The 26,802-nt window shown below is 46.8% G+C and carries 31 protein-coding genes; 10 read left to right on the top strand and 21 right to left on the bottom strand.

The genetic code is table 11. From position 1 onward, the window contains the following. Positions 1-24: 24 nt before the first annotated feature. The 3 genes from CXL14_RS05230 to CXL14_RS05220 form a co-directional block, all read right to left on the bottom strand. The gene (locus tag CXL14_RS05230) at positions 25-456 is read right to left on the bottom strand and encodes a hypothetical protein (RefSeq protein WP_014419134.1); all 432 of its coding nucleotides are present in this window, start codon (positions 454-456) and stop codon (positions 25-27) included. Between the two features lie 143 nt (positions 457-599). Beyond that, positions 600-1,118, bottom strand: coding sequence for a YwhD family protein (locus CXL14_RS05225; protein WP_007407649.1), 519 nt, complete (start codon positions 1,116-1,118; stop codon positions 600-602). Between the two features lie 12 nt (positions 1,119-1,130). Further along, a complete protein-coding gene (locus CXL14_RS05220) occupies positions 1,131-1,790 on the bottom strand; it encodes a site-2 protease family protein (RefSeq protein ID WP_003151043.1) in 660 nt (219 codons plus the stop codon). Between the two features lie 105 nt (positions 1,791-1,895). Between CXL14_RS05220 and CXL14_RS05215 the strand changes: the two genes are divergently transcribed. Further along, on the top strand, positions 1,896-2,084 hold the full coding sequence (locus CXL14_RS05215) for a 2-hydroxymuconate tautomerase (protein WP_003151042.1): 189 nt from the start codon (positions 1,896-1,898) through the stop codon (positions 2,082-2,084). A gap of 37 nt (positions 2,085-2,121) precedes the next feature. On the opposite strand, the gene CXL14_RS05210 is transcribed toward CXL14_RS05215, so the two are convergent. Continuing rightward, positions 2,122-2,541, bottom strand: a complete 420-nt coding sequence (locus CXL14_RS05210; RefSeq protein WP_029972881.1) for a MarR family transcriptional regulator — start codon at positions 2,539-2,541, stop codon at positions 2,122-2,124. 385 nt (positions 2,542-2,926) lie between these two features. On the opposite strand from CXL14_RS05210, the gene CXL14_RS05200 reads away from it, so the two are divergent. Then, a complete protein-coding gene (locus CXL14_RS05200) occupies positions 2,927-4,306 on the top strand; it encodes an amino acid permease (RefSeq protein ID WP_015240784.1) in 1,380 nt (459 codons plus the stop codon). Between the two features lie 64 nt (positions 4,307-4,370). Here CXL14_RS05200 and CXL14_RS05195 read toward each other — a convergent pair whose 3' ends face one another. The 3 genes from CXL14_RS05195 to CXL14_RS05185 form a co-directional block, all read right to left on the bottom strand. After that, positions 4,371-4,871, bottom strand: coding sequence for a YwgA family protein (locus tag CXL14_RS05195; RefSeq protein ID WP_007407653.1), 501 nt, complete (start codon positions 4,869-4,871; stop codon positions 4,371-4,373). A 39-nt stretch (positions 4,872-4,910) separates the two neighbouring features. After that, positions 4,911-6,212, bottom strand: a complete 1,302-nt coding sequence (locus CXL14_RS05190) for an HD domain-containing protein (protein ID WP_003151035.1) — start codon at positions 6,210-6,212, stop codon at positions 4,911-4,913. A gap of 160 nt (positions 6,213-6,372) precedes the next feature. After that, entirely contained in the window at positions 6,373-6,597 is a 225-nt protein-coding gene (locus CXL14_RS05185; RefSeq protein WP_003151034.1) for a YuzB family protein, read from the bottom strand. A 202-nt stretch (positions 6,598-6,799) separates the two neighbouring features. Here CXL14_RS05185 and CXL14_RS05180 point away from each other — a divergent pair, with 202 nt between their 5' ends. From CXL14_RS05180 to CXL14_RS05160, 5 genes are all read left to right on the top strand, one after another. Continuing rightward, the gene (locus tag CXL14_RS05180; protein WP_012118695.1) at positions 6,800-7,573 is read left to right on the top strand and encodes an RsfA family transcriptional regulator; all 774 of its coding nucleotides are present in this window, start codon (positions 6,800-6,802) and stop codon (positions 7,571-7,573) included. Between the two features lie 260 nt (positions 7,574-7,833). Further along, positions 7,834-8,148, top strand: a complete 315-nt coding sequence (locus CXL14_RS05175) for a PadR family transcriptional regulator (RefSeq protein ID WP_026092292.1) — start codon at positions 7,834-7,836, stop codon at positions 8,146-8,148. Beyond that, on the top strand, positions 8,149-8,703 hold the full coding sequence (locus CXL14_RS05170; RefSeq protein ID WP_014419136.1) for an HAAS signaling domain-containing protein: 555 nt from the start codon (positions 8,149-8,151) through the stop codon (positions 8,701-8,703). A 97-nt stretch (positions 8,704-8,800) separates the two neighbouring features. Beyond that, on the top strand, positions 8,801-9,721 hold the full coding sequence (locus CXL14_RS05165) for an ATP-binding cassette domain-containing protein (protein ID WP_014419137.1): 921 nt from the start codon (positions 8,801-8,803) through the stop codon (positions 9,719-9,721). After that, a complete protein-coding gene (locus CXL14_RS05160) occupies positions 9,718-10,671 on the top strand; it encodes an ABC transporter permease (protein WP_014419138.1) in 954 nt (317 codons plus the stop codon). The genes CXL14_RS05165 and CXL14_RS05160 overlap by 4 nt, the downstream gene beginning before the upstream one ends. Here the strand turns inward: CXL14_RS05160 and CXL14_RS05155 are convergent. The 6 genes from CXL14_RS05155 to CXL14_RS05130 all read right to left on the bottom strand — a co-directional run bounded on the left by CXL14_RS05155 (position 10,661) and on the right by CXL14_RS05130 (position 15,367). Then, positions 10,661-11,497, bottom strand: a complete 837-nt coding sequence (locus CXL14_RS05155; RefSeq protein WP_014419139.1) for a hypothetical protein — start codon at positions 11,495-11,497, stop codon at positions 10,661-10,663. The two genes, CXL14_RS05160 and CXL14_RS05155, sit on opposite strands and share 11 nt — an antisense overlap. Next, a complete protein-coding gene (locus tag CXL14_RS05150) occupies positions 11,488-12,285 on the bottom strand; it encodes a hypothetical protein (RefSeq protein ID WP_014419140.1) in 798 nt (265 codons plus the stop codon). Before CXL14_RS05150 ends, CXL14_RS05155 begins: the two co-directional genes overlap by 10 nt. Next, positions 12,254-13,177: a DUF6895 family protein gene (locus tag CXL14_RS05145; protein ID WP_014721963.1), complete on the bottom strand. Its 924-nt coding sequence runs from the start codon at positions 13,175-13,177 to the stop codon at positions 12,254-12,256. Before CXL14_RS05145 ends, CXL14_RS05150 begins: the two co-directional genes overlap by 32 nt. Positions 13,178-13,225: 48 nt before the next feature. Further along, positions 13,226-13,405: a hypothetical protein gene (locus CXL14_RS05140; protein WP_003151018.1), complete on the bottom strand. Its 180-nt coding sequence runs from the start codon at positions 13,403-13,405 to the stop codon at positions 13,226-13,228. A 152-nt stretch (positions 13,406-13,557) separates the two neighbouring features. Beyond that, a complete protein-coding gene (locus CXL14_RS05135) occupies positions 13,558-14,421 on the bottom strand; it encodes an octanoyl-[GcvH]:protein N-octanoyltransferase (protein WP_014419142.1) in 864 nt (287 codons plus the stop codon). Between the two features lie 46 nt (positions 14,422-14,467). Then, entirely contained in the window at positions 14,468-15,367 is a 900-nt protein-coding gene (locus CXL14_RS05130; protein WP_014419143.1) for a cysJI operon transcriptional regulator CysL, read from the bottom strand. Positions 15,368-15,482: 115 nt separating this feature from the next. On the opposite strand from CXL14_RS05130, the gene CXL14_RS05125 reads away from it, so the two are divergent. Next, positions 15,483-16,460 (top strand): YeiH family protein, encoded by a 978-nt coding sequence (locus CXL14_RS05125; RefSeq protein ID WP_014419144.1) that lies wholly within the window; start codon positions 15,483-15,485, stop codon positions 16,458-16,460. 36 nt (positions 16,461-16,496) lie between these two features. Here the strand turns inward: CXL14_RS05125 and pta are convergent, their stop codons facing one another. Next, complete coding sequence (gene pta, locus CXL14_RS05120; protein WP_101287707.1) at positions 16,497-17,468, bottom strand: phosphate acetyltransferase; 972 nt, start codon at positions 17,466-17,468, stop codon at positions 16,497-16,499. 256 nt (positions 17,469-17,724) lie between these two features. Here pta and hemQ point away from each other — a divergent pair, with 256 nt between their 5' ends. Beyond that, entirely contained in the window at positions 17,725-18,489 is a 765-nt protein-coding gene (gene hemQ / locus CXL14_RS05115; RefSeq protein ID WP_014419145.1) for a hydrogen peroxide-dependent heme synthase, read from the top strand. Between the two features lie 119 nt (positions 18,490-18,608). Beyond that, positions 18,609-19,388 carry an NADPH-dependent reductase BacG gene (locus CXL14_RS05110; RefSeq protein ID WP_021494773.1) on the top strand — a complete coding sequence of 260 codons (780 nt, stop codon included), beginning with the start codon at positions 18,609-18,611 and terminating at the stop codon, positions 19,386-19,388. Between the two features lie 16 nt (positions 19,389-19,404). Here CXL14_RS05110 and CXL14_RS05105 read toward each other — a convergent pair whose 3' ends face one another. The 7 genes from CXL14_RS05105 to CXL14_RS05075 all read right to left on the bottom strand — a co-directional run bounded on the left by CXL14_RS05105 (position 19,405) and on the right by CXL14_RS05075 (position 26,703). Further along, positions 19,405-20,604, bottom strand: a complete 1,200-nt coding sequence (locus CXL14_RS05105) for a transaminase BacF (protein WP_021494772.1) — start codon at positions 20,602-20,604, stop codon at positions 19,405-19,407. A 12-nt stretch (positions 20,605-20,616) separates the two neighbouring features. Beyond that, complete coding sequence (locus CXL14_RS05100; protein ID WP_089072468.1) at positions 20,617-21,798, bottom strand: bacilysin exporter BacE; 1,182 nt, start codon at positions 21,796-21,798, stop codon at positions 20,617-20,619. Then, complete coding sequence (locus CXL14_RS05095) at positions 21,795-23,213, bottom strand: alanine--anticapsin ligase (protein ID WP_014419149.1); 1,419 nt, start codon at positions 23,211-23,213, stop codon at positions 21,795-21,797. Before CXL14_RS05095 ends, CXL14_RS05100 begins: the two co-directional genes overlap by 4 nt. 17 nt (positions 23,214-23,230) lie before the next feature. Beyond that, positions 23,231-23,992 (bottom strand): dihydroanticapsin 7-dehydrogenase, encoded by a 762-nt coding sequence (bacC, locus tag CXL14_RS05090; protein ID WP_014419150.1) that lies wholly within the window; start codon positions 23,990-23,992, stop codon positions 23,231-23,233. Next, positions 23,989-24,699 (bottom strand): 3-((4R)-4-hydroxycyclohexa-1,5-dien-1-yl)-2-oxopropanoate isomerase, encoded by a 711-nt coding sequence (locus CXL14_RS05085; RefSeq protein ID WP_003151000.1) that lies wholly within the window; start codon positions 24,697-24,699, stop codon positions 23,989-23,991. Before CXL14_RS05085 ends, bacC begins: the two co-directional genes overlap by 4 nt. Beyond that, complete coding sequence (locus tag CXL14_RS05080) at positions 24,689-25,303, bottom strand: bacilysin biosynthesis protein BacA (protein ID WP_014721966.1); 615 nt, start codon at positions 25,301-25,303, stop codon at positions 24,689-24,691. The genes CXL14_RS05085 and CXL14_RS05080 overlap by 11 nt, the downstream gene beginning before the upstream one ends. 161 nt (positions 25,304-25,464) lie before the next feature. Then, a complete protein-coding gene (locus CXL14_RS05075; protein WP_014419152.1) occupies positions 25,465-26,703 on the bottom strand; it encodes an MFS transporter in 1,239 nt (412 codons plus the stop codon). Positions 26,704-26,802: the final 99 nt, after the last annotated feature.

Raw genomic sequence — 26,802 nt, 5'->3', positions numbered from 1 at the left:
GCCCGGTGCATTGCGCGCCGGGCTTTAATCCGCGTCTTCCTCAAGCACCCACGGGAGCAAGAGTGAAAAGTCGAGATGGATAATGGGGTCAGGAAAACCCTTCGGTATAAAAAATGTTGTACTCGCCAATGAAAACGAAAAGCGGATATCTCCCGCCCTCTCGATATGAAACTTCGGCCAGCCTTCCCTAAACCTGCCGACAATCGGATAGCTGCCCGCATAATGATGCAGGCCGTTTTCCTTTCCATGCTCCCCCAAATCGTGACAGACAGCCGGACGAATCCCAAACTGCGTAAACAGCCTTGTTTTCTCGGCGGGAAGGAGATTCACCGCCTCGGAAAAGTTCCGGCAGTGCCCGCAATCACAAGGATCAGGCCATGATTTTTCGTATTGTTTTCTCGTTGCCGCCGCATCTGCTTCAATGACCCAAGGCCCGATTTCAAAGACGGTGAACATGATGAAACCTCCGCGTAAACATGAAAAACCCCGAGTCTTGGTTCGGCTCGGGACTTTCCATGTCCTGATTCTGTATCAACAGTTTACTCAGTACAATTGCAAAATAGTGCAAATATTTATAAAGTTCACAAAAAGTTCACAAATTATTTTTCTTCCGGAAGCAGACCTGTTTTCAATTCATCGGATGAACGTTCCCAGAGCCCTTGGTCATGCTTCTGCAGAAATTCAGCAAGCACCTGCTTTGAGCTGGCGTCCATTTTATCCACGATAATGCAGCGCTTCATTGATTTATCCATTAAATTCACATGCTCCGGCAATGACTTATAGCCTCTGCGGATACTTCTGTCCACGGTCATTTCACAAGCCGTCACACCCGCGTAATAAGGGCCTTCTTCTTTTCTGTCGATGGTGACCCACACGAGCCAGTACGGTTTTCCGTTCGGCACTTCATCTTTGTTCGGCAGGAATTTGATGCCTTTTTCAACGACACTGCGGGCATGCATTGCGCCGATGTCAACGAAGGCTTCCTTCTCTTCCACATCGACAAATACCGGAGAAATATTGTCAAGGCTCAGCGCCCCGGCGCCAAAACCGCCATGTCCGTCGGTCGGATCACTTTTAATAATATTAAATCCGATTGTTTTCTTCTTTTTTTCTTCCATGAAAATACCCTCCTACAAAAGCGGTTGAAATATAATGGCAAATACCTTGAGAATCCAGTCTCTCCCCTCGCTTAACAGCGGCCACACGACATAGGAGCCGACCGGTGTCACAAACAGCACGAGAAACACGATAATCCCGTAACTCTCAAACTGAGTCATTTTGGCGCGCACCCGCGGCGGCACGAGATCCTCAATAATCCGGTAGCCGTCAAGCGGAGGAAGCGGCAGCAGGTTGAATAAACACAGCGCGAGATTCAGCTGAATCCAAATAGAGAAAAAGCGGTCAAGGCCCATGCTGAATGCTGAAAGCAGCTCCATTCCGTAAGCATGCATCAACACTAGCAAAAAGAAACCGATAAAGGCAAGAAGCAGGTTGCTTACAGGCCCGGCGACGGAAACCAGCACTCCCGCCAGCCGCGGTCTTTTAAAGGCGCGGCGGTTCACCGGCACCGGACGGGCCCAGCCGAAACCCGCGACCAAAATTAGAATCGTTCCGAAAACATCAAGATGTTTAATCGGATTGAGCGTTAATCTGCCCTGTCTCGCCGCGGTATCGTCTCCGAACCGATACGCAACATACGCGTGCGCCAGTTCATGCATCGTAAATGCCACAATCAGCGTAATCACGACATAGGGCATAAGCTCCAGCGGATAATATAAAAATCTGTCCAAATGTAAAAATCCCCTTTTTTAAAAAATGCAAGATTGTCCTTCATTCAGTATACTATAAGTGACCTCTCTTCCAAAGAGAGGAAACGATAAAGGAGGATCAGCACCATGCCGCTCGTAACCGTTAAAATGCTTGAAGGCCGCACAGATGAACAAAAACGGAATCTGGTTGAAAAAGTGACAGAAGCCGTAAAAGAAACGACAGGCGCAGCCGAAGAAAAGATCATTGTCATGATTGAAGAAATGAGAAAGGATCATTACGCCGTCGCCGGCAAACGGATCAGCGATACGGAGTAATCCTTGATAACGGCCGGCGCTGCTATGTCAGGCCGGCTTATTTCATTACTTTTTCAACGAGGCTGAAAAAGGTATTCTTTTCTTCCTCTGTCAATTTTTCAAACAGCTCGTCAATGAGCATCTGCCGGTTTTCAATCATTTGCATGGCCGCCATTTTTCCCGATTCGGAAAGCGTCATCCATACCGTGCGCCGGTCTTCGTTATTTCTCGACCTTTCCACGAAACCCTCTTTTTCTAAATGATTCAGAGCGGTTGTCGTGGCTGAAGGCGATAATGTGACTTCCTGCAATATATCTTTAATCGTGCACGTGCCGTGCCGGTAAATAATCCTGAGAATAAATCCTCTGATATTGTTTATACTCTTCGGAATTGTCGCCTCATCAAGCTTTTTCGTGCTCTTTAAATATTTCGTGAGCGCGTAATCCAGTACATTTGCTTGCAATATATCGTGCTCCATGCAGAAACTCCCCATTTCAAGATGCATCCATCATCATTTGATTGTTTTTTATTACATTTTACTGATACTTCGCGGGGAAAGTCAAAATTTCGGCCGGAAAGCCCGCAACTTTTATCCTGCCCTATACAGACTATTATCTCCTACTTTTTCACCCATCCCTTTTATGCAATGCTGGTTTTATAGACATGATTCAGGTAAAATCATTAAGGGTGACTGCGTTTGACGGAAAGGATAATCTGATCGGATGCGGCAGACAATATGACTGGAAAAGAAACGGAACAGACGGGGAAACAGAACACAGGATTGTCGATTACACAGAAGATGTGACACGGGTAAAAGCCAAAGAGCCCCTCTTGGCTTTTGCTTTTGGATGGAGGGATGCGTGTTGCGGAATATCCTACAAAAAAAAGACATCACCCAGCTGCTTGAACAAAGCAGAAACAGGCAGACTGCCAAAACGATGGGTGGATTTGATTTAACTTTACTGGGCATCGGCGCCGTCATCGGGACGGGCGTCATGGTTCTTACAGGCATTACGGCCGCGAAAAATGCCGGGCCTTCCGTAATCTTTTCTTTTATCATTGCAGCCGTTGTCTGCAGCCTTGCAGCATTATGTTACGCCGAAATCGCTTCTGTTCTCCCGGTTTACGGAAGCGCCTATATTTACTCTTATACCACCATGGGAGAAATTGTCGGCCATTTAATGGGCTGGACGCTCTTATCCGTTTATATGGTGACGGCGTCGGCGGTGGCAAGCGGCTGGTCAAGTTATTTTAATAATCTGTTAGCCGAAATCGGCATGCCTTTGCCGGACAGTCTGCTGCACGTGCCGAGCCAGGGGGGCATCGTCAACCTTCCTGCCATCATCATTACTCTATTAATTGCCGTCGTTCTGTCACGCGGCTCCAAGGAGAGCAAAACCTTTAATAATGTAATGGTTCTCGTAAAAATCGGAATTGTTTTGCTGTTTATCATCACAGGAAGCTTTTTTGTAAAGCCGGGCAATTGGCATCCTTTTATGCCTTTTGGAATCAAAGGCGTGATTACAGGGGCTTCTGCCGTCTTTTTTGCGTTTCTCGGGTTTGACGCGATTTCCGCTTCGGCTGAAGAAGTCAAAAAACCGCAGCGCAACCTGCCGATCGGTATTATCGGTTCCCTGGTGATCTGTACATTGGTATACGTCATCGTCTGTCTCGTCATGACGGGTATGGTTCCGTATTCACAGCTTAATGTGCCGGAAGCCATGTCTTATGTGTTACAGACTGTCGGACAAAACGCGGTGGCGGGCGTTATCGCTGCCGGTGCGGTGATCGGACTGATGGCCGTCGTTCTCGCCCATACCTATGCGGCGACCCGTATATCTTTTGCGATGGCAAGAGACGGAATGCTGCCGAAAGTCTTTACCATTGTCGGAAAGAAATCGGGAGCGCCGATCTTTAATACGTGGCTGATCGGACTGATCAGCGCCTGCATCGCGGGTTTTGTTGATCTGAAAGAGCTGTCGGATCTCTCAAACATCGGCGCGCTATTGACATTTGCCATGGTCAGTCTGTCCGTGCTGATTCTGCGCCGCACCCATAAGGATCTGCCGCGGGGATTTAAAGTGCCTTTTGTACCCGTACTGCCGATTTTGGCCATTATCTGCTGTTTGTTTTTAATGGTCAATCTGCCGCTGAAAACGTGGCTTTATTTTGCCGTCTGGCTGATCATCGGCGTCATCGTTTACTTTTTATATTCGTACAAGCACAGCAAATTGAGACAATAAACAAAACCAGGCCCGCTTTATCGCGGCCTGGTTTTTTCATCAAAAAAGACGAAAGCCATCGCCTTTAACAAATATGTTTCAGCTCTTCTATGTAGTGAAGCGCCTCATCATATTCTTCATCTGTATATTTCTGTTTGCTTTTTATCGTAAACACTTTCTCTTTCTTTTCCTCAGCTTCAAGGCCGTCAAAATACAAAATCGTAGACACCAGCTCCAGAAACCGGGATGAGCGGCTGTTGACGCTGTCGATGTACTTCTTCATATCCGGCATCGTAAGCTCCGCATGATGTAAAAACTCGGCTCCCGTCTCCGTCAGCGAGTACCGGTATTGAAAGTAGCCGCCCTTTTTTTCCTTCACCTCATCCAGAAACCCAAGATTGCACAGCTCTTCAATTCGAAGCGTCAGTTCTTCGGAATACGGGCCGTAAAAATGAAAATCATATTTTTCGTAGAAAGGATACTGCATTTTCTTCGCGATATAAATGATTTTCTGCAGCTTTTTCCGCCCGATGATTTCTCCAGAATCCGAGAACACCTTCATCAGTTTTGCATGTTCTTTCAACAAATTCCCGACATCTCCTTTTCCTTCTTTACCAAAATCCTTCTATGTCAGTCCCAGCAGCTGCCGGATTTTTAATTTTGCTTCAGGGTTTTCTGAATCGTCACAAATGAGGTCCATCGGATAGTAGAGCTTATGGTCCGTCCGGCGTTTGCCCGAAATGGATTCGACAATGGCGGACTGCCTGGACAGCTCTTTGATCTGGCCGTTCTGCGTTAACAGGTGAATCGGCAGACGCTCCTCCTCTTCACCCGGCCGGTAAAAATCATACGGCAGATCCGATGAAGAATCGACCACTAAATAATAATTGGGATCAATTCCCGCCTCTTTAAACAGAGCGGTCAGTTCAAAATAAGCCGACATTTCCTCATTGGGGTTAAATTCGGCATATTGAAACAGCTGGCGGTTAATGAAGCGGCGGCACAAGTCGGACAGAATCGGGTCCTCTTCTTCCTCCCAAGCCTGGAAATAATATAAAATGATGGCTTCATCAAGCTTCAGATAATCCGCAAGCGTCAGCTTCCCTTCAAAAATGGAATAAAAATGAACGGGAGCATGCGTGAATATATACCCTTCTTCATGGAGCTGCTTCGCACGGTGGAGAATTTTCGTCAAAATGACTTCAGCGCTTCTCGTCACTGGATGAAAATACACCTGCCAGTACATTTGATAGCGGCTCATAATATAGTCTTCGACGGCGTGCATGCCGCTTTGCTTAATGACGATCTGGTCCTCTCGCGGACGCATCACCCTTAAAATCCGTTCCATATCAAAATGTCCGTAGCTGACGCCCGTATAGTATGCGTCCCGCTGAAGGTAATCCATCCTGTCGGCGTCAATCTGGCTCGAAATCAGGCTGACCACCTGCTTGTTTTTGTATGTTTTGGCAATGACTTCAGCAACATCCTGCGGAAATCCCGGTCCCGCCTTTCTGAGAACCTGATTCACCTCGGTGTCGCCGAGAATGATTTCCCTCGTATAGTCTTCATGATCCAGATGAAAAACCTTTTCAAAGGAATGCGAAAACGGCCCATGTCCCAAATCGTGCAAAAGCGCGGCGCTGAGACAGAGTTCGCGTTCATTGTCATCCCATTCAGGACGCCCTTTAAAAACATCATCAACCATTCGTCTGACAATCTCATAGACGCCGAGAGAATGGTTAAAACGGCTGTGTTCCGCGCCGTGAAACGTCAAATACGTCGTACCGAGCTGTTTGATCCGGCGCAGCCGCTGAAATTCACGGGTGCCGATCAAATCCCAGATCAGCTTGTCCCGCACATGAACATAGCGGTGAACGGGATCTTTAAACACTTTTTCTTCTGATAATTTTCCGTTTGGATACGCCATCGTCATTCCCTCTTTTTTTTAGCCGTGATTCTATTATATCGGCTCTGTAATTTGAAAACATCCTTGAATTTGTCCGGCGTTTTGTTCCAGTTTTCCGTCATTGATTTTTTGAAGCAAAAAAGCCTGACCCATCGGGCGAGGCTGTCATAAAAATACACATTTACTTTTTGATCTTCTTTTTCACTTTCTCAATCAGCTCGTCCTCAGTCGGCGCCGACAGCGGGCGGTTGTTTACGAAAGCAAACGATTTTTTGCGTCCGGGCCCGCAATATGACTGACATCCGACCTCCACTTTTGCATCCGGGTCAGCTTCTTTCAAACGCGGCAGCAAAGTCTTAATATTGGTGGCCTGGCAATCATCACACACTCGGAATTCATTAGCCATGATGTACGCTTCCCTTCATTCAATGTTCCTCTATGTTAAATCTTAATTTTAAAAACGAAAAAAATCACATCACATCTCATTGTACAAGGATTCATCTTATCCTGCAAGGCTCTGCGTATCTCTCATTCTTTCAGCCAATTTGTATAAATATTTTCCAATCTGGACATTCTAATACCATCAAAGATATTGGGGGTTGAGAACATTGACAAAACAAAGACAGGACGCCTGGTCGGAGGAAAATGACCTGCTGCTTGCGGAAACCGTGCTCCGTCACGTTCGGGAAGGAAGCACGCAGCTGAATGCCTTTGAAGAGGTAGGCGATAAATTAAACAGAACGTCGGCAGCGTGCGGATTCAGGTGGAATGCTGTCGTCCGCCATCAATATGAAAAAGCGCTTCAGCTTGCCAAAAAACAGCGGAAACAGCGGATGCGCGCGCTCGGAAACGGCCAGCCGGCCAAGAAGAAACTATTATACCAGCCGCCTGCACCGGATGCGGACATCATGCAGGAAACCGCAGCCGAAGAGACGGTTCAAACGGAAGCGCCAAAAGAAGATCGGCAAGCCGTCATGTCCGGCGAACATATGCCTTATGTCGATGAAAGCTTCAAGGAAGAGTTAGCTAGTTTATCACATTTGCTGGCGCCTCAGCAGCCGAGCCAAAAGGCGGAGCTCACAATGGCAGACGTCATTCAATTTCTGCAGAGCTATGAAGGCAGCGGAAAGCAAACTTCCGCCCTGCAAATGGAAAATGACCGTTTAAAACGGGAAAACCAAGAACTTCAGTCTAAAACCGAGCAGCTGGAAGCGGCCGTCGAAAAGCTTGAAAAAGATCAAAAAACCATTCAGGAAGACTACGAAACCTTGGTGAAAATTATGAACAGAGCCAGAAAACTAGTTTTATTTGAAGACGACGAGCATGCCTCTCCGTCCTTTAAAATGGACCGGAACGGCAATTTAGAAAAAATGGCCGAATAACGGAAAAACCCCTTTCCTTGTCATGGAAAAAGGGGTTTTTGCCATTTGTCAATGACGCGCATCCTGATCTATATTAATGTAAACATTGTTCAGGAGGCCTTCTTCCCGCAAGGGCTGCGCATCTCGGTCCCCGCCCGCACATAAGCATAAAGATTCAATTCCTCATCCCAAATGGTTCTTGGGAATTATTGATCGATTAGCTACTGTGCAATACACTGTATAGAGAATACAATTATTAGATATGATGGGAATGATAGTAAATGAGTAGCCAATTACGAAAAGGAGCGTTGGAACTTTGTGTGTTGTCCCTGCTTCTTTATGAAGATTTATATGGTTATGAATTAATCAAGATCATAAGTGAAACGTTCCCTGTATCGGAGGGCACCATCTACCCCATATTACGAAGACTCACAAAAAATAACTGCCTAAAAACGTATACAGCAGCTTCCGATCAAGGCCCATCACGCAAATATTACAAAGTAACAGAAGAAGGCGCCTTTTATCATCAAACATTAAAATCGGAATGGCTTGACCTGTCCGAAAAAGTGAACAGCATCATTAAGGAGGGAAAATGAATGTGTAAAGACCAATATTTAAAACATCTCCGGCGGGAAATAAAAGATCTGCCGGAACTTGAGCAAAAAGAGATACTCGCCGATATCGGCGAAATATTCCAAATGGGCGGCGCTGAAGGAAAAAGCGATGAACAAATCGCCGGCAATTTAGGAAACCCCAAAACACTTGCGCGCGCCTTAAAAGCGGATATTTTCATCAATGATGCCGAGGAGCAGAAAACATGGCGCTCCTTTTTCAAAGCATTCGGCCTGATGCTGGGTATGGGCATGTTCAACTTCATGTTTTTGCTGACACCGTTTCTTTTTGCCTCTGTTGCGGTGTTAAGTTTGATGGCGATCGGCCTGATGCTGATGACCGGATCATTCTTTCTCCTTGTAAAAGTGCCGATTGTAACAGCCATTTTTAACGGATGTATGGTTCTTGGAGCGGGTATGGCGGTGTTTATGGCCGGATTTGATCTTTCGAAACTGATATTCCGCATCTTTTTGCGCTATTTCAAATGGAATGTCAGCGTTGTAAGGAGGGAAACCATTGAATCGAAAAATGTGGTATAGCATTGCTCTCATTTTAATCGCTGCCGGCCTGATCGGAAGCATGTTCTTCGGTTTTGACGGCTTTTACCCTAAATCATAAGGAAGGTGTGCAAATATCATGACTGAACCAGCCCTGATATTAAAAGATGTCTCTAAAACAATCAATCATACCCCTATTGTACAGTCAATTTCTTTCGATGTGAGAAAAGGCGAGATATTCGGCCTTTTAGGGCCGAACGGCTCAGGAAAAACCACTATTTTCAGAATGATCGTACAGCTTATTAAAAAAACAGAAGGAGCCATTTCATTCAGAGGCAGACCGGACAGCGACTTTGAATATTTTATGAGACATATCGGGGTTATCATTGAAGGCCCGGATATGTATCCGAATATGACCGCTTTGCAAAACCTGAAATATTTCACCAGACTGCGGAGCACCTCGCTGAAAACGGATGACCTTATGAATACCCTTGCAAAAGTCGGACTAGATCAGGCTGCCAGCAAAAAAGTGAAACATTTCTCATTAGGCATGAAACAGCGCTTGGGGCTCGCTTATTCTCTTCTTCACAATCCCGGGTTATTAATTCTGGATGAACCGATGAACGGCCTCGATCCTAAAGGTATGAAAGAATTGCGCACCATTCTTTCTGATTTAGCGAAGCAAGGGGTTTCTATTTTATTATCAAGCCATTTATTGTCGGAAATGGAAGAGATTTGCGATAGGGTTGCCTACATTAAAAAGGGACGGATTTTAGGAATTGAAGACATGAAGAACAGACATAATCTTGGTCAGAAAAAGCTGTTTACCGTCACGGTCGATCATCCGGCAAGGGCGAAAGAAATATTAGAGCGGGAAGGTATTCTTCAAGTACAGCAAAAAGACAGCCGCGTCATTGAATTGGAAGCGGAAGAAGATACCATCCCGTATGTCATTAAATCTTTGGCAGAGAAAGAGATTCTGATTTCCCGCGTTTCTGCAAGAACTTTGTCATTGGAAGAGAAATACATGATGATTACAGATCAGGAGGACGCGGTATGAGCATATTTCATCTGGCGCAGAACGAATTCATAAAAATAACCCGAAAAAAAGGCACACTTTTATCTCTTTTTTTCCTGTTTCTCATCGTTTTGCTGGCCGGCCTTATTATGAATCATGAGTTAGATGCTTCCTCGGATAACAATTGGAAAGAACGGCTTCTCGCCGAAAAAAAACAGGAAGAAATTGATAAACCGGCTGAAACGACAGGCGTTTATTATTCTGCTGATGTTAAGAATAAAGACTATTATTTGGAGCATAACATCAACCCTTATGAATGGAACGGCTGGAGGTTTTTCGGCACGGTTACTTCAAACGGGCTTGAGATTTTCGTAAGCTTAACCGCGATTTTAACCGTCAGCGGGGTTGTTTCTAAAGAGTTTGCCCTTGGGACGATTAAGTTTATCGCTACAAGCCCGAACCGAAGATGGCGGATTTTAACATCGAAATTTCTGGCCTCCCTTCTGTTTACCGGTATGATTTACTTATTTTACTGTGTGAGCTGTTTGCTGATCGGCGGCGTGTTATTCGGTTTTTCCAATGCTTCATATCCGCTCGTCTATACTCATTTAAATGACAGTCTGTATACCATCAGTTCAATCAAAGCATCCGGAATCATTCTGCTTTTGCGTTTCATATCAATTATAAGCATTGTCACCATTGCGTTCACTTTGTCAGTATTGTGCAAAAGCCAGGCGCTCTCCCTCTGCTTATCGATTTTACTGCTGTTTGCCGGCAGTATATTGGGCGGAACTGATTTGCTTGCCCAATTTACGTGGTATAAATTTACGCTCTTTCCGCATTTAAACCTCGTTGCTTATGTAAATAAAAGCGCGGGTGATGCGATTTCAACGTTAAACATCCCCTATTCCGTGACGGTTATAGCGATCTACTTTCTTATTTGTTTATTGATTTCTTTTTCCGTCTTTCAAAAGAGAGACATTACAGCATAGACAGAGAGGCGGCGGCATAATGAGCGGACGGCAGGAAATACTGCCGGTCCAGCAATTTGCCGCTGACCGCCCCTTGGTCCATCGCTAATGGATTCAAATAACCGAAGCTCCCGCTGCTTCGCTGCTGAAAGCGTAGAAATTCCCGCCCTTCCCGTATAAAAAGCGCCTCATCGAATTGGAGAAATTTCATAATGGCTGTGTATTTTGCAACGGCGTCAATGTGATACTTTCTGCACTCGGCTAACATTAAACCTGAAAAAGCAAAGTCTGATGTTTTGTACCATTCCGTGAGAAAAGGCTGCAATTCTTTCATTTGCAAATAAGTGACGGCATAAAGGGCATCCGCCTGTTCTTCCTGGATGCCGCCCGGTGCCATGAGCAAATCGGCCTCACGTTTCATTACGGTTTCTAAGAACACGATCAGTTCTTCCGGAGTCATCGCCCCAAAATAAGCCCCTAACACCATGAGGATCATAGAGGAAGGCTCTGATTTCAGTTCCTCTTGTAAACCGCGGACCATTTGTTCAAGTCCGTTATGAAAAAAGATGCTTTTTGCGGCATCCATCCTGCGGTATATATGATACGCATACGCGAACAGGACCGGATGGCATTCGTGCGTTTTTTCTCCAAAATAACGGTCTAAGAATAGAATGACTTCTTCTGTATCCTTTCTTTTTTCAAAGTGATGACATGCCGCTAAACCGCAAAACAGGTGCATGAGATCATCTGCTTCCATTTCTTCCGGCTGCAGCTGAATGTTCTTCCAAAAACCCAGCAGCCATTCTTCTGTTTTTTTTATATTAAAATGTTCCTTGACTATCCGCATGTTCCACACTCCAGATTCAGAATCTCAATCGCCGGCAGAAGAGCCGGAGCACAATGAATGGATGGATTCTCGTTATTTATATGATGAAGAGCCGCTTGACAGCCATAAAAAAATGGATCGATACACGATTGGATAAATAACATATTGCACAGCTGTTTCATTTTTCGGCTGCCGAGACAAAACACAAGCCATTTTTGAATGGACGCCTTCAAGCCGGGATGAAGCAGATGCTCTCCCTCATTCAAATGAAGAAGACAGTACTCGACAAACTCCAGCTCGTTTTCAGCTGTTCTTTTCCATGCGTCATGGAGCAAAGGCTGAAACATCGAATTCTTGTAAAAGCGCACTTTTTCATGGTCAGTTGACATTCCCAGCTCGCTCAGCAAACCAGCGAATTCGGCGTATTTAAAATAAGGCCATTCTTTTTTTATAAGATAGCCGTTTTGCAATCCGTGACGTATGACTTGATCATCCGAATCCATTCCCTGCTTCTTTTTATAAGCTTTTGCCGTTAAATAGATATGAATCAACTCATTGACAATGGCCGTGTTACAGTGAAACAGATCTTCCCAGCATGACTTATCAACGAAAGCGGAGGCAATCCTTTCAGTATGTTCTTTTACAGCGGAAGAATGGCTCGTCTTCCTGCAGTATTTGCAGAAGCCGGCAAACAGCTCAATGCTCTTTTGATCCGGAAGCGATTGTTCAGCAAAAGATAATAAAAATTGATCCGCCTCTTCAGCTAATCTGTTCAAGTTAATCGTTCCTTTCTGCTCTAAGACAGGCATGCGCGGCACCCGCGGCGACAAGTGTTGTATGATAGCAATGTTTGAACACATCTTCTCTTCGCTGTTCACCTTTCAAACCGGGTTTATGTTGATAGGTGATGCTCGGGACATTCCCCTCTTTCATTCGGCCCTGATAGATTTTATTCCAGGCTGCTTCATAGAGCGGTTTATGGTTGTCCTTATCCATGTCGATATGTAAAAAAGAGCTGCACATCAATAATTCACTGGTAATATCTAAATTCTCAAGACAGATATAGATCCCGAGAAATTTCAGGACCTTTTCTTTTAAGGACGGCAGATGATACTCTTTATCCGTAAGCGAAGAACATCCCATGTCTGTTATATAAAAAATCGTATGAGTGATGCTGTACGCATCATGATCCGTCATATATGTATTTGGGATATCCTGACCAGCTGCTGTGTAGTGATATAAGTCAGAAAAATCCGTTATTTCCGAGGTTACGCCTGCTCTTTGCAGACTGTACTTCAGATCCATTTTCCGAAAGGGAATTTTAGCAAGGCTGCGATCAAAACGCGCTGCCGTGAATTTTTCCAGCTCCCATATCACCGAAGCCCGTGACGGATGATCAGTCAAGGTAAGAAATTCACCCGCAATAGCCAATCCGGCGAGACCGTCCGGATCAAAATGAATAAATTCTTCAAGCTGATCATTACGGAGCCTTTCTGTAATAAACTCCGTTAAAACAGCAACTTCCTTATCATCTGCCTGATTTCTGATCAGGTAATTGGTAAGAAAAATGAGTTCTATAAATGTTTTAAGGCGCCACCTGAAATCATTCGCTACTTTATGATTCATATCAAAGTAATGGATATTTTTAACAATCCATGACAGTGCTCCCCGCTTAATTTCTCTTATATACTCTTGTGTCACACTCTCACCGCCTCGTCTCAGATGTGTAGGCTCCAAACAGTGATTATCCTACTTTTGAGCGGCTAAATCAGAGAAATTCAAATTCGGGTTTTGATTGTCTTCTTGGCTCGGCACTACAAGCACCCAGCCGCTCCAAGCGAAAGAATTGCCTGATTGTTCCGCATCTCCGGCTAACAAATGCGTCGGGATCGTGATTCTTTTTTCTTCTTTTATTTTTTTAAAGTTCATATCTCCATCTCCTTCATTTTATAGAATTATTTGGAACCTACATAAATATATTAATCAAATAAGGTATATAATGTAAACTAGTTTTCATATAACACTTCTTTTTCACTATAACTAAATAGTATATAATTACCAAAAACAAAAAAAGCCCGGACTTAGTCCAAGCTTTCCTGCGTGCCGAACACCTTCTCATTCCGTTCCAGCATTCGGGTCAGATTTTTTTCAAATACCTTCTCTTCTTCCGGCGATAATCCGGCTGCATACAGGCGGCCGCTGAGTTCCTTCAGTTCGGTCAAAAGCGCCAGCATTAAGTCTTGCACGGTAATGTCCGTTTGCAGCAATTCGCTTAATGAAGCCATCGTTTCGGGCCGGATATCGGGATATACGCCTTTTGTATCGTTGCTTTTGTCTTTTAAAGCGGCTTGATAGAAACGTCTGATCAGATCGGCGCGTTCGCTTCCGCTTTTATCGGCGCAGAGATAAATCTGAACCGCGGTTCCGCCCCGCAGGCGCCTTTGTGAGATTCCCGCGAATTTTCGGCCGCCGATGCTGAGATCGTAGCTGCCCGGACAGTACGATCCTTTAATTTCATATGCTTCAATTTCAGCATTGTGCGGACGCAGCATCCGCCGCACCAGCTCTGTCATCGCCTCGTAGCCTCTGTCGATGTCGATGCCTTTTTTCTCATCTTCAAAAATAAGCGAGATATTCAATACGCCTTCGTCCAGTACGACGGCGAGGCCTCCGGAATTGCGGACAATGACACTGTAGCCTTCGTCCTCCAGCAATTTCACGCCGTCCTCTAAAAACGGCAGACGCGTGTCCTGAATGCCGAGCACGATCGTCCGGTGGTGCACCCAGGAGCGTGCCGTCGCAGGCGATTCCCCTTTGCCTACGGAGGCGCACAGCGTATCATCCATTGCGAATGACTGCTTCGCATCAAAATAAGGGCCGAGGCTGGATTGGTCAATGATTCTCCAGCTCGGCTGCATCAGTAAATCAATCGGTTGCTTTCCCATCTATATTAAATCCCTTTCGTCATAGGCTTTCCATGCATTTATTATATCACTCCGCTTGAGATGATTGAAATTGGCTTTTCAAAAGTGCGATGAAGATTTCTTTGTTTTTTGTGTTCTCCATAATGGAAGATTGGATGATAGACAGCTTCCGTTTTAAGGAGAATCCTTTTATCTCAAGCACGGAAATGCTGCCGTGAAGCAGATCCTTTTGCAGCACGCTTTTTGACAGAACGGAAAGACCCATTCCGCTGATCACGGCTTCTTTGACGCCCTGGTTGCTGCTGATCGTCATCATGGATTTCGGCCGCAGTCCGTTTGATTGAAGGACGTGGTCTAAATATTCCCTCGTTCCCGAACCCTTCTCCCTCGTCACCCACGCTTGATTTTGCAATTCGGCAGCCGGGATGTTTTTTCTGCCGGCGAGCGGGTGTCCGTTCGGTGCGGCAATACACAATTCATCCTCCATAAACGGCTGAATGTCGAGCTCGTTTTTCCCCGTATGCCCTTCAATTAATCCGATATCGGCTTGAAGCATCCGAACCGCTTCGCTGACCTCCTCCGTGTTTCCGATCATGACGTCCAGGTTCAGCTCGGGATACTCGTTATGAAGCTTTGCGAGAAGCGGCGGCAGAATATATTCGCCGATGGTAAAGCTCGCGGCGATTTTGAGCTTCCCTTTGACATAATGATGATGGGCGTAAATTTCGGTTTTCGCCTGTTCGTACAAAAAGACCATCTGCTTGGCGCGCTGATAGAGGATGTCCCCCGTCGGCGTAGTCGTAAAGTGCTTCGGAGAGCGGTTCAGCAAGGCGGTTTGAAATTCTTTCTCCAGGTTTTTAATGTGAAGGCTGACGCTTGGCTGAGAAATCATCAGCTTCTGCGCCGCCTTTGTAAAGTTTTTTTCTTCCACGACGGCAATGAATGTTTTCAGTTCCCCATAATACAAAAAGCATCGCCCCTAATCATTATTTTTCCTAATCGTTTAGATCATATAAATATATTTTACTAATGATTAAGACCGCAGTAAAGTGGAGTTATCAAGATAATGGGAAGTGACTGAGATGAAGATGGTAAAAGGTGTTTCAGTTACCGCAGGAATTGCGTTTGCGGCTTTCTATGTCAGCCGCCTGCCGTTTTTGCATATGTTCGGAATGCTTGTCCTTGCAATGCTGATCGGCATGCTTTGGCGCGCCGTATTCGGACAGCGGGCGGCATTAGAGCCGGGGATCGCGTTCTCAAGCAAATACTTGCTGAAAGCAGGCATCATCCTGCTTGGTATGAGACTGAATCTGGCGGATATCTATCATGCGGGCTGGCACGTATTTGCAATTGCCGTCTGCTGTATGATGTTTGCGGGTGCCGTTGTATACGGACTGTCCCGGCTGTTCCGTATAGATCAGACACTCAGCACGCTGACAGCCTGCGGCACAGCGATCTGCGGAGCGGCTGCCATTGCCGCGATCGCGCCGCAGATCAGATCAAATGAAAATGCAGCCGCCATCAGCGCGGCCGCCGTTTCGTTATTAGGAACCGTTTTTACTGTTGTATATTCTCTTTCTTATCATGTATTGGGCTTTTCTCCTGCGGCTTACGGAGCCTTTTGCGGGGCAACGCTTCACGAGGTGGCGCATGCGGCGGCGGCCGGCAGCGCCGGAGGAAAAGCAGCCGTCGAGATGGCGGTGATCGTCAAACTGACCCGGGTCGCGCTGCTCGTCCCGGCCGCATTCATGCTCGGAATGCGGGCGCGCCGCAGCGGAAAGTCAAAGACGGCTTCTGCCGCTTCACTCCCCATCCCTTGGTTTATCTTCGGATTTCTCGGAATGAGCGCCATCCATACATCAGGCGTCATTTCAGCCGCGCATTCCGAATTTCTTGTTCAAGTGTCTTATGTTTTAATTGGCATGGCGATGGCGGGTCTCGGTTTGAAAGTCCATATATCGGCGTTTCGTCATAACGGCTGGCGGGCGCTCGCAGCAGGCTTGATTGGCTCTCTCTGTTTGTCCCTGTTCGGCTGGGCCGCAGTGACGTTTTTTCTATAAAAAATGCCGGCCCTCGTAAAGGCCGGCTTTTGCGGATTACAGCGCTTGAGCAGCCGTAATTAACGCAAGATTGTAGACGTCTTCCGCATTACATCCTCTGGAAAGATCGTTTACAGGCATATTCAATCCTTGCAGAATCGGTCCGACCGCTTCAAAGCCGCCTAAGCGCTGAGCGATTTTGTAGCCGATGTTTCCTGCTTCAAGGCTTGGGAATACAAATACATTCGCGTCTCCTTTAATGTCGGAGTCCGGCGCTTTTTTCTCCGCGACAGACGGCACAAATGCAGCGTCGAATTGGAATTCGCCGTCCAGCGTAAGCTCAGGCGCTTTTTCCTTCGCAATTTTCACGGCTTCAGCCACTTTGTCCGTCTCATCTGATTTCGCCGATCCTTTTGTAGAGAAGCTGAGCATGGCAACGCGCGGGTCAATGTCAAACATTTGAGCCGTATTGGCGCTTTCAATGGCAATTTCGGCAAGGTCCTGGCTGTCAGGGGCAATGTTGATCGCGCAATCAGCGAATACATATTGCTCGTCACCGCGGGCCATGATGAAGACGCCTGATGTTTTTTTCACGCCTTCTTTTGTTTTAATGATTTGAAGTGCAGGGCGCACCGTATCGGCTGTAGAATGTGCAGCTCCGCTGACAAGTCCGTCTGCGAGACCTTTGTACACAAGCATCGTGCCGAAATAGTTTTCGTCCAGCAAAGCTTTGCGGGCCTGTTGTTCCGTCGCTTTGCCTTTGCGGCGTTCTACGAAAGCCTGAACGAGTTCTTCCATGCCTTCATATGTATGCGGGTCAAAAATGTCCACGCCGTCAAGCGTAAGGTTTAATTCTTTCGCTTTTGCTTGAATGTCTTCTTTATTGCCGACTACGATCGGCTTTAATACCTTGTTGCCCGCCAAGTTGTTGACCGCAACCAGGATACGTTCGTCCAACCCTTCAGGAAATACGATTTTCACATCTTTTCCTGCGACTTTTTCTTGTACTTTTGTAAATAAATCTGCCACGATATACCCTCCTCTATGTTGACAAAAAACGCTTACTTTTACAGCATACTCTTCTTCCAGCTAAATTCAAATAACCAACTTCCATTATAGCGCTTTCAAAAAGAAATCTTATTTTTCTAACTAATTTAATTGACCGTTTGTTCACGGCATAGTTTCTGACACAAGGCTTCGGATTATTCAAGGTTTCTCCACAGCCGAAACGGTTAAACTGTGATATAGTGAAGGCATCAATGAAAAGATATAGGAGTGAAGATACATGAGTGAGCAGCAAAAAACGAACGAAGCCGCCCAAACGCTTGACGGTTGGTACGCGCTTCACGATTTCCGCACAATAGACTGGACGTCATGGAAGATGTTATCCAGCGATGAGCGCCTGTCGATTATTCACGAATTTACGGGACTGCTTGAAAAATGGGGCGTCGCCCAAAAAGAAGGCAAAGGCTCGCAAACCATCTACAGCATCGTCGGACAGAAAGCTGATTTTATGCTGATGATTCTTCGCCCGACAATGGAAGAGCTGAACGAAATCGAGCTTGAATTTAACAAATCAAAGCTTGCTGAATTTACAATCCCGGCTTATTCTTACGTGTCCGTGGTTGAGCTGAGCAACTACCTGGCAAGCGGAGAGGGCGATCCGTATGAAAATCCGCATGTCCGCGCCCGCCTGTATCCTGAGCTGCCTGAAGCGAAATACGTCTGCTTCTATCCGATGGATAAAAGAAGAAGCGGCAATGACAACTGGTACATGCTTTCTATGGATGAACGCAGAAATCTGATGAGAAGCCACGGCTTGATCGGACGGAGCTATGCCGGCAAAGTCAAACAGATTATCACGGGATCTGTCGGTTTTGACGATTACGAATGGGGCGTCACGCTCTTCAGCGATGATGTGCTTCAGTTCAAAAAACTTGTTTACGAAATGCGCTTTGATGAAGTCAGCGCGCGCTACGGCGAATTCGGTTCATTTTTTGTCGGAAACCGCTTGTCTCTCGACACGCTTCCGAAGTTTTTGCACGTGTAACACCCACCCGCCTGTCCGGCGGGTTTTTTCTTTGTCAGAATTTAAATAAAATTTGCTATTTTTATCATTTTTTTTTACGATGTAAAGGAGATTCCATTTTGGTAAAGGGGTGCAGACAGTTGTCAAAACGAACCGCATTTATTATGGGAGCCAGTCAGGGGATCGGCAAAGCAATCGCTCTGAAACTGGCGGACAATGGCTTTCATACCGTCATTAATTCACGAGTTCCCGAAAATATCGAATCGGTAAAAGAAGAGATCCTCGCCAAACATCCGGATGCGGGCGTCACCGTTCTGGCCGGCGATATGTCGGACCAGAAGACAAGAGCCGGCATTTTTGAAGAGATCAGATCACAATGCGGACGGCTTGATGTATTGATCAACAACATTCCGGGCGGCTCGCCGGATACCTTTGAAACCTGCGATATAGAGGATATGACAAATACCTTTACGAATAAAACAATCGCTTATATCGACTCTATGAAAACGGCCGCAGCAATCATGAAACAGCACGAATTCGGCAGAATCATTAATATCGTCGGAAACCTATGGAAAGAACCCGGCGCCAATATGTTTACCAACAGCATGATGAACGCCGCTTTAATTAATGCCAGCAAAAACATCGCCATTCAGCTTGCGCCTTTTCACATTACTGTCAACTGTCTGAATCCCGGATTTATCGCCACAGACCGTTATCACCAATTCGTGAAGAATGTCATGAAGCAAAACGGCATTTCTAAAGCGGAAGCGGAAGAACGGATTGCCTCAGGCGTCCCGATGAAGCGTGTCGGAACTGCGGAAGAAACCGCGGCGCTGGCTGCCTTTCTTGCCTCTGAAGAAGCCTCCTATATTACCGGGCAGCAAGTGTCAGCCGACGGCGGCAGCATGAAAAGCATATAATAAAAACATCCCGCTCTCAGCGGGATGTTTCTTGTAATGAAGGAAAGGACAAACCGAGCTTTTGAATCCGCAGCACGAATTCCCTCAAATCGCCCTGCTTGGCCACCATTGATATTCTGACATAACGCTTTCCGCCGCTGCCGAAAATCTCGCCGGGCGTCACGACAACATGGGCATGCTCCAGCAGATAGTCCGAAAACTGGTGTGAGGACTCGAATTCATTCGGAATTTCAGCCCAAACATAAAAAGTCCCTTTCGGTTTTTCAATGCTCCAGCCTAATTCCTTTTCACATAACGCCGTGAAAAAGTCAATCCGTTCTTTATATGTGCGCTTCAGACGCTCCGTATGCTCAGGATTTCCTGACAGCGCCGCCGCTGCCGCCTGCTGAAGACCGCCGAACATGCCGACGAAGACGTGATCCTGAAACTCATTGACCGCCTGAATGATTTTCTCATTGCCCACGGCAAATGCCATTCTCCAGCCTGCCATATTGAAGGTTTTCGAAAATGAATAAAGCTCCGCGCCGACCGTTTTCGCTTCTTTCGCCTGAAGAAAGCTGGCCGGGTTCTGATCAAATTCGAACGCGCCGTATGCAAAATCGTGAATAAGGTGGATGTCATGTTTTTTTGCAAACGCAGCCGCTTTTTCATAAAACGCCTGATCCGCAGTTGCGCCCGTCGGGTTATTCGGGTAATTCAAAAACATCAGCTTGGCTTTTTTCAGGACGGCGGGATCAATCCGCTCAAAATCCGGCAAATAGCCGTTTTCCGGATGAAGCGGCATCTCATGCAGCTCCGCTCTGGCCATTGTAATGCCCGATAAATACTCAGGGTAGCCGGGGTTCGGGACTAAGGCGATATCGCCGGGGTTCAGCAGGCATTGCGTCAAAACGTACAAACCAGCTTTCCCTCCGCCGAACAGCGCGACTTCTGTCTCCGGATTGACCGATACCCCGTACTCTCTCTCATAAAATTCCGCGATGGCTTCTTTCAGAAACGGATAGCCTCTGAACGGGCCGTATCCGTGGTACGAAGGATTCAGCGCAGCCTCCCGCAAAGTTTCAACGATATGCGGCGGAGTGGGGAGATCGGGATTCCCCTGGCCGAGATTAATGATCTGGGCTCCCGTTTTCTCCATCTCTTTTACCTTTTGAAAAACGAGCGAAAATTCCTGTTTCGGAAGTGTCTTGATGACGTCGGACGGTATGATTTCCATCTGAAAGGCTCCTTATAAATGAATTTCCTCTGATTCGTTATTCCGTTCTGAAAAGGATTTATTGACCAGTTTTGTATGCAGAAACAGTCCGCTGACCAAAAGGACGATAAACGCCATGATAACTGCCGCGTCTACAATGTTGATCAGCATGGAACCGACGGCGATGCACAATCCGATGGAGGCCTCCGCCACCGAAAAAATCCGGCCCTGAATCTGGTTCGCCGCGTTCTCCTGAACTTTGACCTTCGCCAGCACCTCACCGTATTCCATTGCGATAAAGAAAAGAATGGCGGCAATGACTGACACGGCGAAAATCGGGGTAAACAAAAACAGCGCAAGCGAGACGATCGATAACACTGTAAAATACATCAGCCCTTTATTGTTGTTAAAGCCCCATTTGCTGACAAGAGCGGCGCCGATAAAGCCGCCGAAGCCGATGCAGAACGTCAGGATGAAATTGCCGATTTCCCCGTCGCCTAAAAAGCGGCTGACAATCGGGAAATAGCTGTAGACGACACCCCACAAAAGCGCCATCGTAATCATCGTGAACATGGCGTTTAACACAAAAGCATTTGTTTTGATTTCCTTCAGGCCTTCTTTAAACGACTGAAAAGCTTCTCTCACGTTTTCTGACTGAATCGGCACGTATTGAATCTTAATGCGGCTGATGAAAAACGCGGAGACAAGATAGGTCACCCCGTTAAACGCGACGGCAAGCTCCACAGAACCGCCTAACAGAAAAAGTCCGCCGGCTGCAGCGCCGACAATAATCGAAATCGTCGTGGCTTTTGCAAACAAAGTGTTGATATTTTTAATATCAGCTTCTAAAGACGACATGACCGCGAGACGTGCCGGATTAAAAAACACGCCGCTTCCGTAAGAAACAAACAGCAGCGCCAGAAAAAGCAGCGGATATTCGCCTTTCGGGAGAAATGTCAGCCCCAAAAAGATGACACCTCTGATCACATCCGTCCACAGCATGATTTTCACCCTGTCGAGCCGGTCCACGAGCACGCCTAAAAACGGCTGAAACACCATCGGAATACTGCGGACCGCGATGACGCCGGACGTCACCCAGTAGTCGTGATAGTATGTAGACAAAATGAGCAGGGCCGGGAGAACGCAATAGTCTCCCATAAACGAAAGCGCCTGCCCGAAAAGCAAATACTTAGAGTTCGGTTTCAGCTGTTTCATACCGGTAACGCATACTTTGCAGTCAGCTTCGCCTGCTGCTGAATTTGTTTGATTGATTCGGCCACGTCACCCGAATTGCTTCCTTTCAGCTCGAACGCCGCAATGCTGTTGAACGCTTCGAACAGCCGCAGATCCACGGACGTACCCGCCTCGGCCGCCGAGAAAGAAACGATTTCGGTGTCTCCCTTTAAGACGCCGTCGGGAATGTCAATGCTTTCAATGACGAAATCGACAGCCGTCTCAGGCAGCTGGCCGTTCTCTTTGAAATGCTGAGGATACAAGTGGCAGTCGGCGACATAGCATGGCTCCTGCTCCAATAATCCTTTCGGCAGATCGGCTTCTTTTCCGAAACAGAGAACATCCAATAACAGCTGCGCCATATCGACGCCGAAGACCTTTTTAATATTCGGAATCATGTTCCAGCCCGCAAATCGTGCCGCTGATTCAATCAGTCCGGCTTCCCGGTTTTTCATTAATTTAATCTCTGTATGTGTTGCGCAGTTTTCGAGGCCTAGTCCTTCATTCGCCTTTTTGGCTGCTTCGACGATTTTTCGCTTCGCGTCATCATCCAGGATGGACGGCGTAATATGCGATGTCTCCGTGAATCCGATTTGCGGTGTTTTATCATGAATCGCGACAGGGAAGTATTCCCCGTCGGCCATGATGCCTTCTATGCTGATATAGTCGGAATAACCGCTTGTTTCGTACCAGTCGTCATACTCGCCCTGCAAAAATTCTTCCGCGATAAACGGCGCTTCAAACGTGACCGCTTTCGGTACGTTGATCGACTTCAGGTATTCATTGACTCTGTTAAATTCGGCTTCGGCCGTTTCCATCTCTTTGATAAGCGTCACGCCGATGGAGCTCGCCAGATATGTAGGCTTCAGAATGAGCGGCGTTCCGATTTCCTGAAGCGCGGCGCGGAAATCTTCCAGCGTCGTCACCCGTTTGTTTTTGATGGATTTGACGCCGGCCCGGTTGAAGGCGGCTCTCATTTTGTTTTTATCTCTGGCATTTTCAGCGGCCTGTACGCCCGCTCCCCGCAGGCCGAGACGTTCACACGCTTTTGCCATCGGAGCGATAAACAGTTCATTGTTGGTCGTAATGGCGTCAACCGCGAACATGCCGGCCACCTTGACGATTTCTTCGACTACTTCTTCCTCAGGTTTGTCATGATCTTCATGAGCCCAGTAAATCGAATCGGGATGCTCAAAATCAGCCAGACTCTTAAAATAGTCTTTATCTTTAATGACCGCGACCGAGTATTTTTCAATCAAAGCTGCATGAGAGGCTGTAATTGCAAAAGGCCTTGGAATAAAGCTGACCAGGTTATATTTTTCAGCAGCGCTTTTATAAAACATGTGCGGCGGGCAGCCTCCAAGATCAGCAATGACCAATACTGTTTTTCTCTCCATATGTAAACACTCCTTCTCTATTGTGCGGTGTATCCACCGTCTGCGGTGATCGCGCTTCCGGTCATATAGCTTGATAAATCCGACGCGAGAAACAGCATGACGTTCGCTATTTCTTCAGGCTTGCCGAGTCTCAGCAGCGGATTGACTTTCGCTTTTTCTTTTTTGATTTCTTCAAGCGTGCCTTCGTTGTTTTCAAGGAACGACTTTTCATTCAAAGGTGTGTCAATGATTCCCGGGCACACGCAATTGACGCGGATGTTGTGTTTGGCGTAATCGACGGCCATCGAACGCGTCAGCTGCAATACGCCGCCTTTAGAGGCGTTATATGCGGGAATGTCGGGCCATGCAACGACTCCTCCGACGGAGCACGTGTTAATGATATTGCCCTTGCCGCTTTTGAGCATATACTTGAGCGCGTGCTTGCTCATAAGAAACATGCCCGTCAGATTGACGTTGAGCACCTTGTTCCAATCGCTCAGCTCCATCTCATGAATCGGCGCGACAATTTCGATGCCGGCGTTATTGATTAACACATCCAATCCGCCGAACTTGTCTACCGCTGACCGGATGGCGTTTTGACATGCCGGTTCATCTGTAATATCCGTCTGCACAAAATGCAGCCTGTCATTGTTTTCTTTCCTGATCATCGCTTCTCCCTGCGCCTCATCAATATCCGCGACGACCACATTCGCCTGCTGATTCAGAAACGCCTGAACCGCGGCATAACCGATGCCTGATGCGCCCCCTGTGATGAGGACGGTTTTATCCGTCAGGTTCATGACTCTTTCGCCTCTAATTTTTTCGCTTTTGCTCTGTTATAGCGCGGAGGGAAAAAGATATTGACTGATTTTGAATCTTTTTCAAATCTGTTGATGGCGCCGTGATCTTCTCTCGGATCGCAGAAATAAGCTGTGCCGAATGTCATATCCACTTTGCAGCCTTCAATGGTCATATCATAGCCGCCGCCGATGCAGATGCCGATCTGTTCATTGCGGTGTTTATGAAACGGCATTTCTCCTCCATTGCCCGGAATGTTGGCAAGCATGATTTCCACCCAGTCTTCCACGAAGAACGTGACTTCCATCCCAGGCAATAAGTCTCTCGTTTTAAAAATATTCAAAAAATAGTCCTCGGGGCTTGTGTAGGTTTCACCGGCTTTCAGGCGTTTAATATCAATGGCGATCACTTCTTGATCCGTCTCATTTCTTGCGCCGTGAGGCACGTTAGGAGGCGCGATATAGGCTGATTCCAGCGCGGTCATCTTTCTTGTGACATCTCCGACAGTCATGGACAGCTCGCCGGAAACGACAAGGCCGATTTGGACTTCCTTATGCTGATGCGGTTCCACGTTTGTATGCGGCGGAACGTAAGAAAGCAGAACTTCCGTATCGCCTCTGACGGACGAATATTGTCTTACTCCGTTATCCCATTCTATTAATTTAGGCGTCGGGAAATAAAGTTCCTGCAAATCTTGTTCAGTTTTCATCATGAATCTCTCCTTTTCCGAATAATGACCAGCTCATGGGAATGCTTTTAAATGTTTTGACAAAGTGAAGGCCGTACTTTTGTCTGGCCAGCTCATTTGTCAGCGCGATGTCGGACAAACCTTCCTTCACTCTTTTCGCGGCTGCGCTCGTTGAGTTCACCAGATCAAACGTGACATCTTTACGGGTAAAATACTTAATCAAATTGATAGGAGACGGGTGGGATACGATGACAGCCTTATCAAGCATGTCATCCGTATATTCAAAACCGGGCCGGACAGCCAGGCCGTACATCGGGGTGTCGCACCTGAAAATTTGCAGAAGCTGCAGATCCGGTCTCATGTAGAAGTGCTTAATGCCGTCATACGCGTGAGGCACAATTGTGTATTCCAACGGACTTTGAAGCGTTTTTTCAATGCACGATTCAAATGTATCATGCAGTGATAATTTACTGTTCACCCCTTGGAGAAGGGTAAAATTGGTGATGAAGTTTTTTGCTGCGTACTCACTGCTTGTCCCTTCAGGACCGAGCGTGTTGATCGTAATCAGTTTAGATATTGAATAAGCCTTGCTTTTCGTTTGAATGCTATTATCCAATATAATCATGAGCACCAACCAATCTGTTAAATTTTAAGTAAATATTATCCATAGACGTTCAAGCTGTCAATATTATTTGAAAATATTGATAATTATTCCTATATATTAGAAAACACCCTATGAAATAGGGTGCTAAAAATTAACATTTACAAAATTATAGAAACTTTATTTTACCGATACAATGATTGGTCGGTCCGATGCTCATATTTCCCATACCTTCTGTATGCGAAAACGCTGAGGACAAAGCCGATGAGGGTGACGGCCGCACAGATAAATCCGACAGCTGCATATCCGTATCCGACATAGACCGGACCCATGACAGCAGAACCCAAGGTGACGGCCAAATTGGACGCCAGGCTGTAAAATGCCATGATTTTGCCCCGGCGGCTCTGTGAGCAATCACTTAAAATGGTGCTGAGCAAGGTCACCGTCAGGCTTTGCATCAATCCCCAGACGAATAACCCGATGACCAAAAACGGCATTGATGACGGCGCATAGGCGAGACAGGAAAGCCATATGCTGATCACGGCCAATGCCGCGATCAAAGAGCGCATTTTCCCCGCCTTATCTGCGATTTTTCCGGTGAACACGCTCATGGAAAAACCGATTCCGTACACCATGATCAGCAGCCCTGAAGCTGTATTTCCCCCCGGGAGCATGCGGTGAAGATAGGTGCCGAGAAAGGAATACATGCCGTAAAAACCGATCATGTTGCAAAAAGTGATCGTGAGGTATACAGGGACACGGGGCACCTTCAGCGCATCCCGGAAAGTGCCTGCCTGCCGTCCGTTTTCCTCTTCTGTTTTATCCCCATCCGCCGTACTGCGGCGCGCCTCAATGAAAATGAGCGAAGCAACGAGGACAGACATCAGGGCGAAAATCCAAAACGTCCACCGCCAATTCAAAACACCGCCGATAAAAGAGCCGATCGGAACGCCGAAAATCAAAGCGAGCGACCAGCTTGACACGATCAGACCCATCACCTTGCCGCGGTACGCATAAGGCACACGGTCGCCGACCACCGCATAAGCTGTCGGCACAAACGCACCCGCCGCAAGCCCGGAAAGCGCCCTGCCCAGAAAGAAGAAAAAGAGATTGTGCGCCAGCGCGCAGATCACCGTGCCGGCCGTAAATATAAGCAGCCCCGCCATCAGGCTGAGCTCCCGGGAATATTTATCTCCCAGCGGAACGAGAAGCGGCGCGCCGATAAAAATCATCACTCCGTAAATACTGATGGAAAGCGCCAGCACACTGACATCCGAGCTGAAAGCCCGCGCTAAATCCGGAAGCAGCGGAGAAATCACCAGCTCTTCAGAACCCGCGGCAAATACGCCTAATGTCAAAGCAAGCGCGAGACAGATCGGAAATCGGCGTTTCGTTTCGATGTGATCGGTTTGTTTGCTGTTCATGCTCTTTGAACACCTCTTCCGTAAAACTTTTCTACCTTTTGTTGTTTTATAGTTTAGCATCCTTATGTTTCATTTTACATTTCACATGAAAACCAATTC

Origin of the sequence: Bacillus sp. SJ-10 (assembly GCF_002843505.1) — a bacterium.
Taxonomy (GTDB): Bacteria; Bacillota; Bacilli; order Bacillales; family Bacillaceae; genus Bacillus; species Bacillus velezensis.
Note: the sequence above shows the minus strand (reverse complement) of the source record. Positions and strands in the feature narration are given on the sequence as shown.